Source organism: Thermoplasmata archaeon (assembly GCA_038851035.1).
Classification (GTDB): domain Archaea; phylum Thermoplasmatota; class DTKX01; order VGTL01; family VGTL01; genus JAWCLH01.
This window is the reverse complement of sequence record JAWCLH010000025.1, coordinates 1-15,824: the sequence shown is the minus strand read 5'-3', so window position 1 is coordinate 15,824 and position 15,824 is coordinate 1. Positions and strand designations below refer to the sequence as shown.

Annotated in this window: 10 protein-coding genes; 4 read left to right on the top strand and 6 right to left on the bottom strand. The window is 67.2% G+C overall.

Going from position 1 to position 15,824, the window contains the following annotated elements:
• Positions 1-67: 67 nt before the first annotated feature.
• Positions 68-961, bottom strand: coding sequence for a DUF1616 domain-containing protein (locus tag QW379_08075; GenBank protein MEM2870357.1), 894 nt, complete (start codon positions 959-961; stop codon positions 68-70).
• A 117-nt stretch (positions 962-1,078) separates the two neighbouring features.
• Between QW379_08075 and QW379_08070 the strand changes: the two genes are divergently transcribed.
• Positions 1,079-5,356: a CARDB domain-containing protein gene (locus tag QW379_08070; protein MEM2870356.1), complete on the top strand. Its 4,278-nt coding sequence runs from the start codon at positions 1,079-1,081 to the stop codon at positions 5,354-5,356.
• 43 nt (positions 5,357-5,399) lie between these two features.
• On the opposite strand, the gene rpiA is transcribed toward QW379_08070, so the two are convergent.
• Positions 5,400-6,143 (bottom strand): ribose-5-phosphate isomerase RpiA, encoded by a 744-nt coding sequence (rpiA, locus tag QW379_08065; protein MEM2870355.1) that lies wholly within the window; start codon positions 6,141-6,143, stop codon positions 5,400-5,402.
• A 212-nt stretch (positions 6,144-6,355) separates the two neighbouring features.
• Between rpiA and QW379_08060 the strand changes: the two genes are divergently transcribed.
• The 3 genes from QW379_08060 to QW379_08050 all read left to right on the top strand — a co-directional run bounded on the left by QW379_08060 (position 6,356) and on the right by QW379_08050 (position 10,839).
• Entirely contained in the window at positions 6,356-8,974 is a 2,619-nt protein-coding gene (locus tag QW379_08060) for a hypothetical protein (protein MEM2870354.1), read from the top strand.
• Positions 8,975-9,076: 102 nt separating this feature from the next.
• Complete coding sequence (locus tag QW379_08055) at positions 9,077-9,943, top strand: C15orf41 family protein (protein ID MEM2870353.1); 867 nt, start codon at positions 9,077-9,079, stop codon at positions 9,941-9,943.
• A complete protein-coding gene (locus tag QW379_08050; GenBank protein ID MEM2870352.1) occupies positions 9,862-10,839 on the top strand; it encodes an HAD-IB family phosphatase in 978 nt (325 codons plus the stop codon). The genes QW379_08055 and QW379_08050 overlap by 82 nt, the downstream gene beginning before the upstream one ends.
• Here QW379_08050 and QW379_08045 read toward each other — a convergent pair.
• The 4 genes from QW379_08045 to QW379_08030 all read right to left on the bottom strand — a co-directional run.
• A complete protein-coding gene (locus tag QW379_08045) occupies positions 10,722-12,134 on the bottom strand; it encodes an MFS transporter (GenBank protein ID MEM2870351.1) in 1,413 nt (470 codons plus the stop codon). The two genes, QW379_08050 and QW379_08045, sit on opposite strands and share 118 nt — an antisense overlap.
• A 167-nt stretch (positions 12,135-12,301) precedes the next feature.
• Positions 12,302-13,339, bottom strand: a complete 1,038-nt coding sequence (locus tag QW379_08040) for a UbiA family prenyltransferase (GenBank protein MEM2870350.1) — start codon at positions 13,337-13,339, stop codon at positions 12,302-12,304.
• A 122-nt stretch (positions 13,340-13,461) separates the two neighbouring features.
• On the bottom strand, positions 13,462-14,838 hold the full coding sequence (locus tag QW379_08035) for an NAD(P)/FAD-dependent oxidoreductase (GenBank protein ID MEM2870349.1): 1,377 nt from the start codon (positions 14,836-14,838) through the stop codon (positions 13,462-13,464).
• 572 nt (positions 14,839-15,410) lie between these two features.
• Positions 15,411-15,824, bottom strand: a 414-nt coding sequence (locus tag QW379_08030; GenBank protein ID MEM2870348.1) for a hypothetical protein, incomplete at its 5' end; no start/stop codon positions are given.

Genomic DNA, 15,824 nt, shown 5'->3' with positions numbered 1-15,824 from the left:
CCCTTTCTCCCGTCTCTCTCCCCTCGCCGTCTCCACCGGCGCCCAGTTCTCTTGGCTTCCCGCCCCGCTACTCTTCCTCCGCGGCCGGCGGGGCGGCCCCGCCCGGTTCAGACGCGGCCCCCTCCTCCGCCCCTCCGGGGTGGGCCGCCGCTCCCGCCGCTTTTCCGTCGGGGGTCCCCTCCCCTCCTCCGGGGCGGGCCCCCTCCTCCCTTTTCCTCTCCTTGCGCGCCCCAAGCCACGGAAGCCATCTCCCCCGCCTCCCCTCAGTGGTATCACCGCGCGCGCCGCCGCCCAGCGCGCTCCTCTCACCCTCCTCCGCCTCTCCCTTCTCGTCCTCCACGCCCGCGAGCTCCTGAGCGCGCTGCTCCTCGAGCTCCCTCATCTCCGCGTCCACCCTCGCCAGCCTCTCGCGGGTCTCCTCGAGCTTCTTCTTATAGTGCTCCCTCATCCTGCGCCCGTGGCTCCTGTACCTGCGCTCGCAGAGCCTCACCTCCCTCCTAAGCCTCTCCCTCTCCTTCGAGAGGTCCCAGAGCTTGAGAATCAGGGCGTCCATGCGCTTCTTGCGCGCCTCCGGCTTCTCGGACGCCGGGACCCGGGCGAGGACCGGGTGGAGCTTTCCCATCCATGGAAAAGCGCCCCGGTACCAAGCGGCGACGAAGAGGAGCAGGCATATAAGGAGGAGGCTGGCGACGATGTAGGGCGTGTCGAAGTAGCCCTTCTCCTTCCCGTCAACGTATCTGAAGCCGATGAGCTGGTGCAGGGAGCCGAGAAAGAAGCCGACCAGAATCGCGATGACGATGCTCAGGCCCATGCCCAGCCCGATTTCATAAATAATGTTATATTCCTTGTCCAGCTCGTTCCTGCCGGGGAAGAGCGACTTGACGAGGAGGTAGCCCGGAAGGAAGAAGATGAGCAGGAGGCCGAATATTATCCGCAGCACCTCGACGGGCCCGAGCTCCATGGCGGATGATGCACGGCGGCGAGACTACTTAAAGATTTCTTAACGGCGCCCGTCCGCGCGAGAGCAGCCGGCAACTTTAATATACTCTCAATCAGGTGATGATGGCGGTGGGTGTGCATGAACGGTTCCCGCAGAATTTCCGTGGCGGCCGCGCTTCTGATTCTGCTGCTCCTCCAGGCGCCCGCAGCGGCTCCGCTTTCGGCGGATGGAGCCCTCTCCGGCGCGGTCCCGGTTGAATGTCACCCAGCTCCCTCCGGAGCTTCTGGCGGCGGACGCTCCGCGGCGCCGGGCGCGCTCGCCGGTTCGCCTCCCGGCGAATTCCCCGCGGCGGTCTCCTCGGGCCAGCCACCCCTCTCCGCTCGTCTAAAGGGCGCGCAGGGCGCCGGGAGGGCCGGCGAGGGCGCCTTCACCCCGGGCGGGCCCGCGGGGCCTTCTTCTCCCGGCAACAGTGCGGGCCAGTGCGGCTCAAGGGATGTTGAGAGCCGGGAGGCCGGCGGCCCCGCAGGGACGTCGGGGACAGGCGGTGCGTCGGCCGCCGTCAGCGGCCCAGCCGAGGTCTGGAGCGGCGCAAGGCCGGCGGGGGCCGCAGGCGCGCGAGTCCCGGCCCCGGAGGAGCAGGCGCGCGCCGCGCGCCGCGAGACGCGCGCCCCGGGCCCGGACGTCGCCGTCGTGTCCATATCTTTCAGAGGCCCCAACCCGGCGGCGGGCATCTACGGCGCCGCTATGGCCGGGAGGCCCACGGAGCTCGTCGTCACTGTCAGGAACGGCGGCCCGGACCCAGCGCCCGCGACTGACGTTTATGTGAGAATTCTGGACTACTTCGGAAACCTGATGAACGAGCGCTCCTCGACCATTCCCGCGATTCAGCCTGGCGCGGAGGAGGAGGTGTCGTGGGTCTGGACCCCGGCCTACGTGACGACGGTCAGCGTCAACGCTACCGCGAGCACCGCCGGCGACACCAACACAAGCAACAACGGGCTCCTGCTCACCGGCGTCCCCGTGGCGCTCTGGATTGACCCCTGTGACGCGCAGGGCGGCTGGAGCGGCGACATTGGGCCCGGCAGGTGGCAGCTGGTCAGCGAGGTCGTGAACGACCCGGACCCGTCGGCCCACAGCGCCCCGACGGCGTGGTACTGCGGGGGCACGGGGGCCTACTCCAACAATCTCGATGCCTCCCTCATCACCCCCCCTCTCGACCTGACGAGGATGAACCCGAACTACTACATCCTGTTCAACTTCAACTACTACGGGAGGTCCCAGCCGCCCGACGGGCTCGAGACATACATCACTGACGACGGCGGCGCCACTTGGTACCCGCTCTTCGCCACTCTCAGCGGCACGCGGAATTCCGACGGCTGGTACGACTGGGTCTCGCACTGGTCGGACTACAACGGTAACGGCATTGCGGACCCGGGGGAGCCGCACGAGAAGGGGCTGGACATAATGAAGTTCTGCGGTAAGGTGGTCAGAATAAAGCTCAGGTTCGTCTCCGACCAGAACTTCAACGACCTCGGCTTCTATGTGGACGACTTCGTGCTCAGGGGCACGGGCAACCTGAACGACGTGGCGCTCCTGAACATCTCGGCCCCCGACGTCGACAGGCTGGGCGCCGCACAGACCTTCAGGACCGCGATCCGGAACATCGGCCAGAGCCAGCAGGAGCCGTTTACAGTGTACTTCAACATCAGCGACGGGACGACGATGAGTCGCGAGGCCCCCGCGCTCGCTCCCGGGGAGACGGCGGTGCTCGAGTGGGGCTGGACCCCATCGCAGCCCGGCGACTACACCGCGAGGTGCACCATCCTCCCCTCCCCCGACGAGGTGCCCGGCGACAACTCCCTCTGGAGGCCCATCCACGTTTCCTCACGGCCTACAGGCATCCTCCTCGTGGACGATGACAGCGGGCCTGGGAACAACGGCGCCCTCAGGACCTATCTCCAGGCGGACGTCGAGAGGGCGATGATGGACGCGCTCGCGCCCCTCGACTTCGATGTGTATCTGGTCGCCAACGACGGCGACGGCCCCGGTGCCCACATTCTCTCGAGGTACGGCGCGGTGGTCTGGCTCACGGGCTTCGACGACTGCTACACCAGCAAATCGGGCACGCTCTCGGCGCAGGACCTCTCCAGCCTATCGTCCTATCTTGATGCCGGGGGCAAGCTATGGCTCGTCTCCTTCGAGGCGATGTGGGACGTCTGGACGGTGATGGGCAGGAGCGACTTTGGAAGGAGCTACCTGCGCGTCACCTCTTTCTCGAACCTCGAGGACGACCGCGGGCTACCCTCCTATCTCGAGGGCGTCGAGGGGGATCCCATCACCGGCGGCCTCTCCTTCCAGACGTCGGGCGCTCCGGCGGGCCTCTGGGACAAGTCCGACATTCTCATGAACGCCTCCGACTCTCCGGGAATATTCTACCAGAGCCAGTACGACAGGCACCCCATCACGGGCCCCTTCAACGCCCTCCGCTATTCGGGGCGGTTCAGGCTTGTCTTCCTCGCATTCGAGTTCTCCTTCCTGACGGACCCTTCGGAGAGAAGCCTCCTCGCGTCGAGAGTGATGGAGTGGCTCTGGAGCGGCGCGAGGCTCGAGCCCGGCCCCGGCGGCCTCGAGAAGACGGTCCTACCCGGCGAGTTCGTCCGCTACAACCTAAGCCTAGTCAACCCGGAGCCCCGGGGGTTTCTCATCGAGTTCCTAGCACCCTCCCCGCCCTCTCCTGGCTGGAGCGCCCGGACCATACCTCAGGTCACCGGGGGCGAGCCGGTGGTCGAGGTCCCGGCCTCCGGCTCCCTCGATATCGCGCTCGAGGTCGGCGCGCCGGCTAGTGCGCCGGCGGGGAAGCTGGAGCTCGTCACGGTCCAGGTGCGTCTCCTCCAGAACCCCTACACCCTCGCGATAACCGCCCGGACCACCGTCCTCGGCGTAGCCGGCGTGAACCTCTCCTGCGAGAGGCCAGTGGCGATTGCCGCGCCCGGCGATGAGGTTTCGTTCTCCGTTCTGGTCAGGAACACGGGTAACCACGACAGCATGATCAACCTCTCCCTCGGCGGCGAGGCCGCGGGCTGGAGCCGCCTCTCGAGGTCACAGGTCTTCGTCTCCGGAGGTGGGACGGCCTATGTCCAGCTCACCGCCGCCGTCCCGGGGGACACGCTTGCGGGTCAGCACACCGTGACTATGCACGCCCGCGCGCAGCAAGGCGGGAGCTACGCCGAGGCCTCACTGGTCCTGACGATTCAGGTCAACGCCACCCGTCTCCTGAAGATAGAGAGGGTCGCAGGCGCGGCGCCCCTGAACACGGCCCTCAGCCTCCAGACCTTCCTCAGGGTCGAGGTCGGCAACTACGGGAATGTGAGGGAGTGCGCCACAGTCTCGCTCAGGGCGGGATTTCAGGGTGCCTCCGGCTGGAGCCTGCCGCCCGAGAGCGTCGAGCTAGCGCCCTTCGAGAGGGGCCGCGCGGTCTCCCTGTCCATCGGAGTCCCGCGCGAAGCGCCCGCGGGCTACTACGAGCTGACCGTCCGGCTCGAGGCCCCGGGCGACGTGAGGGACGAGCGCCCCGTCACGCTGGGCCTCGTCCGCCCGGACCTCCGGATATCCCCGGAGGACGTCGCCGTCTCCCCGCCCTCGCCCGTCGTCGGGGAGGAGTTCGAGGTCTCCATCACGGTCCACAACGGCGGCGGGGGCGAGGCGCGCGTGGTCCCCATCGCCATCCTGCTGAACGGAGACAGAATCTCATCGCTGGTCCTGACGCAGCCCATCCTGCCGGGCGGCGCGGCCACGGCCTCCACGTTCCTCACGGCGATCAGGTACGGCGAGAACGAGCTCGAGGTCGTGCTCGACCCCGGCGACGAAGTCCTCGAGACCGACGAGACCAACAACGCTGCCTCGCTCCGCTTCTATGGCCGCCAGCCCGACCTCTCGCCCGGCGCCATGGCGCTCAGGCCCGTCGGAGGCCCCCCCTCCCCGTCGAACAGGAGCGTGGTCCCCGGGCTGGTCGAGATAGCTGTTCAGATTATGAACACAGGCCCCTACTGCAGCGACGCGCGCAGCGTCGAGGTGAGCTTCAGCGTGGACGGCCAGCCCCTCGAGACGGTGACCGTGTCCGTCCCCGCCGGCGGCCGGACGGAAGCGAGCGTGATATGGAGCGCGAAGAGGGGCACCCACACGCTGAAGGTCGTCATCGACCGCGCGAACAGGGTGGCGGAGCTCTCGGAGGACAACAATGAGCTGGAACTCACCGTGAGCGTCGCAGAGCCCGGTGCAGGACCCGCTCCGGACATCACGGGATGGCTCCTCCTCGCCGCGGGCGCGTTGGCGCTCCTCATCGTTCTCTCGGCTATAGCGCTCCGGAGCCGTAGTGCCCGTGAAATGGAGTGGTGGGGGCGGGGCGAGGAGGAGTAGGGGCTCTTGGGAGGCGCGGACATCGCGCAGACCGGGGCCCCTGTCACTCCTCCGGCCTGCGAATCTCCCTGACCCCCTCCGCGGAGGCCACAATCACCAGATGCGCCAGCCCGACGAAGATTCCGCTCTCCACAACGCCCGGAACGGCGCGCAGCTCCCTCTCGAGCCGCGCCGGGTCTGGGATGCCGGCGAAGCGGCAGTCGTAGATGAGGTTCCCGTTGTCGGTCACGTATGGGCCCCCGGCCGCGGACCCGCCCCCCGCCATCCTCAGCGCGGGCGCGCAGCCCAGCGCCGCCAGCCTGCGCGCGGTCAGCGTGTGGCCGAACCTGACGACCTCGACAGGCACGGGGGCCCTGGTCCCTAGCCTCTCAACGAGCTTGGAGCCGTCCACGACGATGACCTCCCTCCTCGTCGCGAGGGCCACGAGCTTCTCGCGCAGGAGGGCGCCTCCGAGGCCCTTGACGAGGTTCAGCCGCGGGTCCACCTCGTCCGCGCCATCAATTGTGACGTCGATTTCGGGGTGCTCGTCGAGGGTGGTCAGCGGTATGCCGCACTCCCGCGCCAGCCTCTCGCTCTCGAGCGAAGTGGGGACGCCAACAATCCTCAGCCCCTCCCTCACCCTCTCGCCGAGGGCCAGAATCGCGTGTCTGGCGGTTGAGCCCGTCCCGAGACCGACCACCATGCCGTCGCGAACCAGCCCCGCGCCCCTCCGGCCCGCGAGGGCCTTCAGCTCCTCGATTGATGCGCCGGGTTTCACGGCCGCCAGCCCCCCTCCTCGACCGGCCATATCGCCGTGACGCTTATATTGTTTCGCCTCCCAGGGGCCCCGGGGTCAAGAAAGGCCCCGCGCGGGCACTCCCATCGCCTCCGGAAACCGGATGGGAGGGGGGCCCGGGCCTCCACGCGCCGCCGGTGGAACGCGGCTGAAGAGAAAAAAATAAAGATTATATAAGATTAAATTCGTTCAAGTATAACTATACTATCTATGAAGGTGTCACCATGCACGGAAAGAAGCTTCTACTGCTCTGGGTCGTGACCGCCATCCTGACCGCCCCGCTGCTCGCGATAGCACCCTCTAGTGAGGGCAGCGAGCCCCGCATGAGAACCTCTCTTTCGAGAGCGCACGCGTCGTTCCGGGGAGAGAGCTCCTACGACTACTCGGGCGTCTCCGTGGCCATCGCGGGCGACGTGAACGGCGACGGCTACGACGACATCCTGATCAGCGCGCCCAACAACGACGATGGCGGCACAAATGCCGGCCAGACATACCTCATTTTCGGGAAGGCCTCCGGGTGGGCGATGGACATTAGCCTCTCGTCAGCCGTCGCGTCGTTTTGGGGCGAGAATTCATTTGACTATTCCGGCCGCTCTGTCGCGGGCGCCGGGGACGTGAACGGCGACGGCTACGACGACATTCTGATAGGAGCGCCCTCCAACGACGAGGGCGGCGGAAATGCCGGCCAAACGTATCTCATATTTGGCAGGGCATCCGGCTGGTCAATGGACATGAAGCTCTCCAGCGCAAACGCCTCGTTCTGGGGAGAGGCCTCGGATGACAACTCCGGTTTTTCCGTCGCGGGCGCGGGCGATGTTAACGGCGACGGCTACGACGACATCCTGATAGGAGCGCCCGACGACGAGGACGGCGGCTCGTACGCTGGCCAGACATACCTCATCTTCGGTAAGGCCTCCGGGTGGGCGATGGACACGAAGCTCTCCTCTGCCTCCGCATCATTCTGGGGAGAGAACTCGTACGACTATTCCGGCTACTCCGTCGCGGGCGCGGGCGATGTTAACGGCGACGGCTACGACGACATCCTGATTGGGGCGTACGGCAATGACGACCGCGGCTCGACCGCCGGCCAGACATACCTCATACTGGGCAAGGCCTCCGGGTGGGCGATGGACACAAAGCTCTCCTCCGCCTCTGCGTCATTCTGCGGAGAGGACTCGGATGACGACTCCGGTCTTTCCATCGGAGGCGGGGGCGATGTTAACGCCGACGGCTACGACGACATTCTGATCGGCGCCTATGGCGACGAGGACGGCGGCTCGTACGCCGGCCAGACATACCTCATCCTTCCTAACGTCAGGCCCCCGGGGCCGAAGAACCTGAGGGCATCCAACGCCCAGAATCAGGCCCGGGTCACGCTGAGCTGGGACGCCGCGGACTCGTGGGCCGCGCCGCTCGAGTGCTACAGAATCTACCGCTCCGTGGACGGCTCTAACTATGTCTACCTGACCTTCAGGGCTCCAACGGACAGGACCTATGTTGACACGAACGTCAGCCTCGGCCGGACCTATTACTACAGGGTCGAGACCGATTTCGATGAGGGAACCGAGCTCAGGGGCGAGGCGCTGGTGAGCATCGTCTGCGACCGCGACACCGACCTTGACGGCATCGGGGACACTGCGGACTGGGACGACGACGGCGACGGGGTGCCGGACGGACAGGACGCCTTCCCGCTCGACCCGACCGAGTGGCTGGACACCGACCGGGACGGGAAGGGGAACAGTGCGGACACGGACGACGACAACGACGGCATCCCGGACGCGAGCGACCCCGAGCCGCTCAACCCGCAGAACGCGCTCCAGTACCACCTGAGCTATCTCAACACGACGCTGCAGGGCGTCCAGACGACGGTGGCCGGCATCTCCTCGACGGTCAGCACGATGAACACGAACCTGAACGCGCTCTCGAGCACCGTGAGCTCGATGCAGACCTCCCTGACGAACCTCATCAAGGACATCGACGCGGACATAGCGGCTCTGGGTGCGCAGCTCAGGGGCGACATCTCGGGCCTGAACACGACCCTGCGCGCCGACATCGCGGCCGTCAGGAGCTCCCTGAGCGCGGTGAACTCCTCGCTCCAGTCTAGCCTCGAGGGCATCCGCGCGCTGGTGGGCGGAGTCTCCTCGGACCTGTCTGCGATGGACGCGGAGATCAGGGCGATGAACCGGAGCCTCTCGGCCGATATCGCGGGCATGGAGGCGCGGCTCGCGCTGGACGTCGAGGCTCTGGGCGTTGCGCTGGAGGCGGTGAACGCCTCGCTCCGGGCAGAGCTCAGCGCGCTCGAGGCGGAGCTCGAGGACTTCAGGGCGGACCTGCTGGCGGAGCTCGGGGCGATGATGGCGGCGATGGAGGGCGCGAACCGCACCCAGACGGAGAGCTACAGAAGGCTCGAGGGGCTCGTCAGGGACCTGAACTCGAGCACCCTCGCCGGAATTCAGGCCGCCGTTTCGGAGCTGGACGCCGGGATGGCGGAGGTGGGCGGGAACCTGAGCGCCAGAATTGAGGGCTTCCGGAGCGCGGTGATGTTGCGTCTGGAGAATGTTTCAAGGCTGATGGCGACCGTGGACGATATAAAGAGCCTGAGCTCTGAGGTGAAGGTGGTGCAGGGCGGCCTGAGCGGCGTGAAAAGGGAGCAGGAGGAGACCTCGAGGGGTGTGGCCGGGCTGGCGATGCCCGCGTGGGGCTCGCTCTTGCTGATAATCATCGTGCTGGTGGTTGCGGTGCTCGCGCTGCTTGTTGCGCGAGGAAGAAAGGGCCGCGCGAATTCCGCGGCTCCCGGCGCGGGGTACGCGCAGCCGCCGTTGCCGCCGCCGGAGACTCCGTAAATTTATCACAAAGTGGGCCGGGCGTGGCGGAAGAAATTATAAGTTGGGTCTCCTTGCAGGTATCTGTTACACAACCCCATAGGGGGCGCAGCGGGGAGTCCAATGAACCAGGACGAATACCGTCAGATCGCCGCCCGCCTGAATGATGTTGACGACATAAAGAAGGTGGCGCGTGAGGTCGGGATACCTGAGGAGCTGGCGCTCGTGATATACACCCAGCGCGTCACGAGGGACGCAACGAGCAGGTTCTACGTCATCAAGAATCAGATCGGGAGAATTGCCCAGCAGTACGATCGCGGCGTCCCTCTGGTCGAGCTCGCGCGGAGGCTCAGGTTCCCGCCAGTGCTCCTTGCCTACCTCCTCTTTCTGCACAAGGGCATGCCCCGGAAGCAGTTCTGGAGCCTTGTGCACAAGCCCGAACTCGCTTGCGACCCGAGGATGAGGCGGGAGCTCGCCGCGGCCCTCGAGAAGGACGTGGTCTACTCCCCGAAAGGCGAGGAGCTCCAAAGGCTCAGGGGGCAGGAGGGGGAGAGGAGGCTCTTCGAGTGGCTGGATAGGCGGGGGATAAAGTACATGACCGAGAAGGACCTGAAGAAGCTCAGGGACCGCTACACGAAGACGCCCGACGTCCTCTTCATGAAGCCCGTGACCATAAAGGGCAGGAGGGTCTCGTGGATAGAGTCCAAGGCCAACTTTGGCGACGTCGTCGAGCTCAGGAGGAACCTCAGGAAGCAGCTTCTCCCCTATGTCAAGCTCTTCGGCAACGGGATGGTGGTCTACTGGTTCGGCTTCGTGTCGGACGTCGAGGCCCCGCCGGGCGTCCTTGTTGTGGATGGTACATTCTTCTCCGAGGGGCCCGGCGGGAAGGGCGGGGGGCCGGAGGAGAAGTGCTTCCCCGCGGAGGCGATACCGAGGCTAGGGAGGTCTCGCGGGGAGCGTGGCCGGGAGCCCCGGAGGACGGAGGATTAGGCTGGCCCTGTCTCGCCCAGCTCCGGATGGAGCTGAGAGATGTTGAACAGCCGACGGAAATCGCCGGGGTGCGATGGGACGGGGGGGTTATGGAAACGGAGCGGGCCCGCGGGCAGGTGCGCGAGCAGAATCGCGCCAGAGGGGCAACTCCCCGGCCTGCATGCCGGTCCCGTCCTCAGGGAATAGGGCAGCCCCGCCTGGCCATTCTCTGCGACTTCGATGGAACCGTCACGGTCGAGGAGGTCTCTGTATCCATCCTGGAGAGGTTCAGCGGGGGGCGCTGGAGGTCCGCAGACCGGGCGCTGCGCGAGGGGCGCATCACCCTGCGCGAGACGATGGAGAGGGAGTTCTCGCAGGTCAGGGCGACCCCAGGGGAAATCGGAAGGTTCGTCCGTGGAATTCACCTGAGGCCGGGCTTCGGGGAGCTGCTGGAGTGGGCGCGCGCGGAGGGCGCTCCCGTGGTCATCGTGAGCGAGGGCTTGGACTTCTACATCAGGAGTTTTTTGCGCGAGAGGGGCCTGAGGGTCCCCTTCATGGCGAACCGCGCGGTTTTCACTAAAATCGGGATACGAGTCCAGCACCCCCACGCCAGCCCTCTTTGCGGCCTCTGCGGGAATTGCAAGAGAGCTCATATCGAGGCCTTCAGGAGAGGGGGCTTCCGGACCGTCTTCATCGGCGACGGAATCTCGGACCGCTGCGCCGCGCAGCACGCGGACGTCGTCTTCGCCAGAGGAAACCTCCTGAGGCACTGCAGGTCCTCCGGAATCGGCTGCGTCCCCTACGACGACTTCTTCGACGTCCTCTGGGCGCTCCGCAGAATCACCGCGAGGGGGAGGAAGGAGGCGGCCGCCGCCGAGAGAACGAAGACGAAGAGGAGCGGGAGGGACAGGGAGTAGAGCAGACCCGCCACCGAGGAGCCGGCGAACATGCCGAATCCATAGAGCCCATGGAACAGGCCGAAGGCGGACCCTTTTCTCTCCGGGGGAGCCATGTCGGCGACCGCCGCCCTCATCACCGTCTCGTGAGCGCCCATCACCGCGCCCCAGAGGGCCGCGCCCGCCAGGGCGCCCCCCAGCCCGCCCGCGAATGCGAGGAGGGGCACGGCCGCGGTCATTAGAGGAAGCGGGAGGAAAATTCTGAGGCCGGCGCCCGCGCCCCCCCCGCAGGCTTTGAGCCGGTCGTAGGCCCTTCCAATGACCGGGGCGACGAAAGCATCTACGAGCATCGCGAGGGCGTAGACAAGCGGAACCCCCGCGTCCCCTGTCACTCCTCCGGCCCTCAGGTGGTAGCCGACGAGGGCGAAGCTCATGAGGCCCAGCGCGCTCAGGAACACGAAGCCCAGAAAGATTCGCAGGCTCCCCGGAGCTCCAGCCCCCTCAGCCGCCCGACCCGCCCAGACCGCTCCGCCTCCTGCACCTCCATCCCCTCCCTTATTCCCTCCCCCACCTCCACCGCTCCTTCTACCTCCATCTCCCCCGGCATCAGCCTCTCCATTTCCCTCCCCCGCTCCCCCGATGGGCGACCGGGGAGCGCCGCGGCCCGCCCCTCCGGAGGAGCTCCATGTTGCGACCAGCACGGCCATCATGAGGGCGTAGGGCACGGCCAGCACCGCCAGTCCCGCCCTGTAGTCATCGGCCGCTCCGGCCCCTCCCGCCGTTCCCCTGAGGATGAAAAAGCCCGCGAGAATGAGCGGCCCGAGAATCGCGCCGAGCTGGTCGAGCGCCTCGTGGACGCCGAAGCCCCAGCCCGTCCCGACCCTACGGGCCGCGTCCGACATCAGGGCGTCCCTCGCGGGGCTGCGCAGGGCCTTGCCGATCCTCTCCATGAGAATCAGGAGGGCCGCGGACTGCCACGCCCCCGCGACCGCGAGCAGCGGAATGGCCCCGATGAGTCCGTAGCCGGCGAGCGTCAGCGCCCAGCGCGCGCCCCTCCTGTCCGAGGCGAGGCCCGAGGCCACCCTCAGGCCGTAGCCCAGCAGCTCCGCCGAGCCCGCGACGATGCCGACGAGCCCCGCGCCCGCCCCGAGCAGGAGCAGGAACGGGCCCGTCACGCCCCTCGCTCCCTCGTAGACAATGTCCCCGAGAAGGCTCACGACTCCAAAAAGGAGGATGAGCCTCATCGCCCGGGCCCGGGTGGCTCCATCTCCAGCCTCTTCACCGCGCGCGCGCCCCACGGAATTCCCTGCCGCCATCACCCGCAGCTCCCCTCTATTCCCTCGCTCCCCCGCCGTCCATCCCCGCTCTCCCGCGCCCGCTCACGCCGCCCGGCGCCGGCTGTCCCTCCCCTCTGCCGCGCCGCGGGAGCACCCGCCCGCGCGGGCCCATCTCCCCGGGCCGGTCGGGAGCCCGCCGCCGCGTCTCACATCGTCGCGGGCCTCATCGCCCCGCCCGAGAGGGCTGCATTGGACAGCACGAAGCCCAGCGGCGGGACCACCGAGAGCACCAGTATCCACGGTTCCAGCGCGACGAGCATGACGGGAACGAGTATGTAGTTGAGTATGTAGTGGGTCCCTATGAGCCTTCTCATCCTGTCCCGCACGAAGCGCCTCTGGTTGAGGAGGAGGCCTGAGACCGCCAGCATGGCGGCCGAGCCCGCGAGCAGAACGGCGAGGAGCACGGGCAGGAACCACCCCGGCAGGGGCCAGCCCTCCCGCGGGAGGAGGCCCAGAACGAAGGGCGAGAAGAGTGCGATGATGAAGAGGAGCTGGATTGTGTAGGCGAGGGCCCTGAAGAAGCCCGGAATCTCGAGCCTGTTGTCCCGGCCCACGACCCTGCAGCCCATCGCCACCGCGAGCGTCCTCGCCCCTCCCCTCGAGTCGTGGTCTATGTCCTTCAGGCCGCCGGCGACGACGTTCATGAAGAGCACCTGAAGCCCGCCGAGGCCGCAGACAATCCAGGCGAGCCTGCTCACGTAGAGGATGTCCCTCGCCACCGTCACCGCCCCGAAGACGCACAGGAAGAACACGGCGGAGGCCACGAATATGTCCATCCCGGGTAGGTGCTTGCTGATAAGGTTGTATATCGTGGCCAGAAGGACCGCGATGAGGAGGACGACGAATGCGCGCGGGTAGCCGGCGACCATCGCCCAGCCGAGGCCGAGCATCAGCCCGAGGCCGGAGAGCGCGAACGCGAGCGCGGCGCCGGGGCTCACGGAGCCGCTGACGAGCGGCCTCTCCTTGAGGTCCTCGGAGAGCCTATCGATTTTCATGTCCAGGTAGTCGTTCAGAACGAAGCCGTAGATGTGCGCGCCCGCGCCGACGACGAAGAGCTGGAGGAGGGGCAGGAGCGAGCGCTCCCCCATCGCCAGCGCCCCGAACACGGGCGCCACCGCCGTCAGGGCCAGGTTGAAGGATCGCGCGAGCTTCAGGTACTCGGCCACCCTCGAGCCCCACGCCATCGGACTGGCATCGGCGTCTCCGGTAAAAAAGTATCCTCCGGGACGCGGCGCATCGAGCGGGCCGGTCCACCGGCGCCGGCGCGGCCGCGCCCGGGCGGCAGTGGGGGGACCGGCGCGCCCGCTCAGGGCTCCCCGAGAATTCCCCTCGCCGCCAGAATTCCTGTGGCGGCGGCCTTCACGATGTCCCTCGAGAGACCCGCGCCGTCGCCCGCGGCGTAGAGGCCGGGTAGTGAGGTCTGCATGTCCCTCCCGACCTCGATTCTCATCCCGTAGAACTTGACCTCGGGGGCGTAGAGGAGGGTGGAGTCGGCCGCCACGCCCGGGATGATTTTGTCGAGAATCTCGAGGCCCTCGATAATGTCCACGACGACGCGGTGTGGCAGAGCCATCGAGATGTCCCCAGGCGTCACATCGGTCAGGGTCGGGGGAACTCGGGAGCGCCTTATCCTATCCGCCGTCGAGCGCCTCCCCCTCCGGAGGTCACCCATCCTCTGAAGGATAGGCTTCCCACCCCCGATGTTGGTCGCCATCCGGGCGATGTAACGGCCGTACTCGGTCGTGTCCTGCACGGGCTCCGTCAGGGATATCTGGACGAGGAAGGCGAAGTTCGTGTTCTCGGAGCTTTTGTCGGTGCGCGAGTGGCCGTTCGTGGCGACGAAGTCGCCGTGGTCCTCCTTCACCACATAGCCCCTGTCGTTGCAGCAGAAGGTCCTGACGAAGTCGTCGTAGCTCTTCGTTCTTATGTGAAACTTGGGATCCCGGTTGATCTTCGTCACGGGGTCCATCGTGACCGCCGGAACTTCGACCCTGACGCCGAGGTCGAGGGGGCCGTGGTGGGCCCTGATTCCGTATCTGCCGACCATCTCGCGCAGCCAGCCCGCGCCCACCCTGCCGGGCGCGGCCAAAACCGCGCTGGCCCTTATTTCGCCCGCGTCCGTCCTGACGCCCGCGCATCTCCCGCCCTCGACGATGAGATCCGTGACGCGCGTCCTGAGCATGAAGTCCACGCCTTTCGACCTCAGCTCCCGCTCGAAAGCCCCCATCACCGCGGGCGCCCTGTCGGTCCCGATGTGCCTCTGGCGAATCTCGATGAAGCGCGCCCCGACCGACGCGGCCCTGCGCTCGAGCGCCTCGACCTCGAACCTTGGGGGGTCGATGAGCTGCGCCGGCGCCCCGTAGCCAACGAAGGCCCTGTCCACCTCCGCCACTAAAGCCCAGGCTGCGTCGCCGCTCCCCGTCAGGGCCTGGAGGTCCCCGCCGACGTCGGGCCTTAGGTTCAGAATTCCATCGGAGAAAGTGCCGGCGCCGCCCACTCCGCAGAGAATTCCACAGGGCTGGCAGTGCCTGCAGAGGGCGAAGGCCTCCATCGGGCAGGAACGCTCCGGAATCCCGCGGCCCTCGTCAACGACCACAACCCTCTTCCTTCCGGCGAGCTCGCGCGCCGCGAAGAGCCCGGCGGGCCCGGCGCCGACGATGGAGACATCGTAGTCCTGAGCCATCGTAAAAAGTAATGGCGTCTGCAGTATTAAATCAAGCGGCCGCGTCGACGCGAACCTTCCGTCGGTGGTGGACGGACGATAGCTCGGGGCGGGGATGCCGGTGAGGGACAGTGGCGCCGCAAGGACCAAGTGAAATCGCCCGAGGCCAACGCGCTTCGAGCTCGGGGTCCGGGGCGGCTGTGTGAGCTCGTGACCTCAATGGTGGGTGGGTCGGCGGCGCGGGCGGAATATCCGGGTCCTCTATAGTTCGGGAGAATGGGACGAACGAATTCCTTATCGAGGCCCGCGACGGAGCCCAGAATATCGACACAACGGAGCTCGGGCTGAGCTAGTCGATACCGGAAATGCCGCAGGTCTCCACACTCCGGTGAGGGCGGACCCGAGCGGCATGGGGCGTTGCCGGCGTGCAGCCGTCCGTGAAGCTTTCGCCCCACCGTAGCCCTACGAGTTCCCATTCCGCCGCTCCACTCCGCCCCTCCCGCCTCCCGCAGCCGCTTCCCTAGCCACGGACCCGCGCTCCCTCACCCCCGCTGTCGCCGGAATCGCGGCGGGCCTGAACCAGCCCGGCGGTCCTACCTCCCCTTGGCTCCCCTCCTCCGCAGCCACCGGCAGGAGACGAGGGCCTCGAGCGTCACGAAGGAGACGGAGGCGATGATGAACGCCACGAAGGGCCAGTCGGGGCCGGGCGCCGCGACGCCCCCGCCGTCCCTCACCGCGACTCTCTCGACCGTGATTGTCGTCTCGTTGGCGTTCCCGGCCGCGTCCACCGCCCTGACGATTATCCTATTGACACCGCTCCCCAGCCGCACCTCCTGGGTGAACGCGCCGCCCGAGCCCACGGGCGTCCGCTGCCCGGAGACGAAGAGCCGGGCACCGGGCTCCGTCTTCCCGACGACATAGACCGAGGCCCTCACGGTCCGGGAGCGGTCCGCCGGGGACTCGATGTGGATGACGGGGAGCACCGTGTCCAGCACAACGCGCCTGAC

What these genes read in the sequence shown, in the direction of transcription:
- QW379_08075 (MEM2870357.1), bottom strand. Translation starts at nt 961, where the DNA reads ATGGAGCTCGGGCCCGTCGAGGTGCTGCGGATAATATTCGGCCTCCTG.
- QW379_08070 (MEM2870356.1), top strand. Translation starts at nt 1,079, where the DNA reads ATGAACGGTTCCCGCAGAATTTCCGTGGCGGCCGCGCTTCTGATTCTG.
- rpiA (MEM2870355.1), bottom strand. Translation starts at nt 6,143, where the DNA reads ATGGCCGGTCGAGGAGGGGGGCTGGCGGCCGTGAAACCCGGCGCATCA.
- QW379_08060 (MEM2870354.1), top strand. Translation starts at nt 6,356, where the DNA reads ATGCACGGAAAGAAGCTTCTACTGCTCTGGGTCGTGACCGCCATCCTG.
- QW379_08055 (MEM2870353.1), top strand. Translation starts at nt 9,077, where the DNA reads ATGAACCAGGACGAATACCGTCAGATCGCCGCCCGCCTGAATGATGTT.
- QW379_08045 (MEM2870351.1), bottom strand. Translation starts at nt 12,134, where the DNA reads ATGGCGGCAGGGAATTCCGTGGGGCGCGCGCGCGGTGAAGAGGCTGGA.
- QW379_08040 (MEM2870350.1), bottom strand. Translation starts at nt 13,339, where the DNA reads ATGGCGTGGGGCTCGAGGGTGGCCGAGTACCTGAAGCTCGCGCGATCC.
- QW379_08035 (MEM2870349.1), bottom strand. Translation starts at nt 14,838, where the DNA reads ATGGCTCAGGACTACGATGTCTCCATCGTCGGCGCCGGGCCCGCCGGG.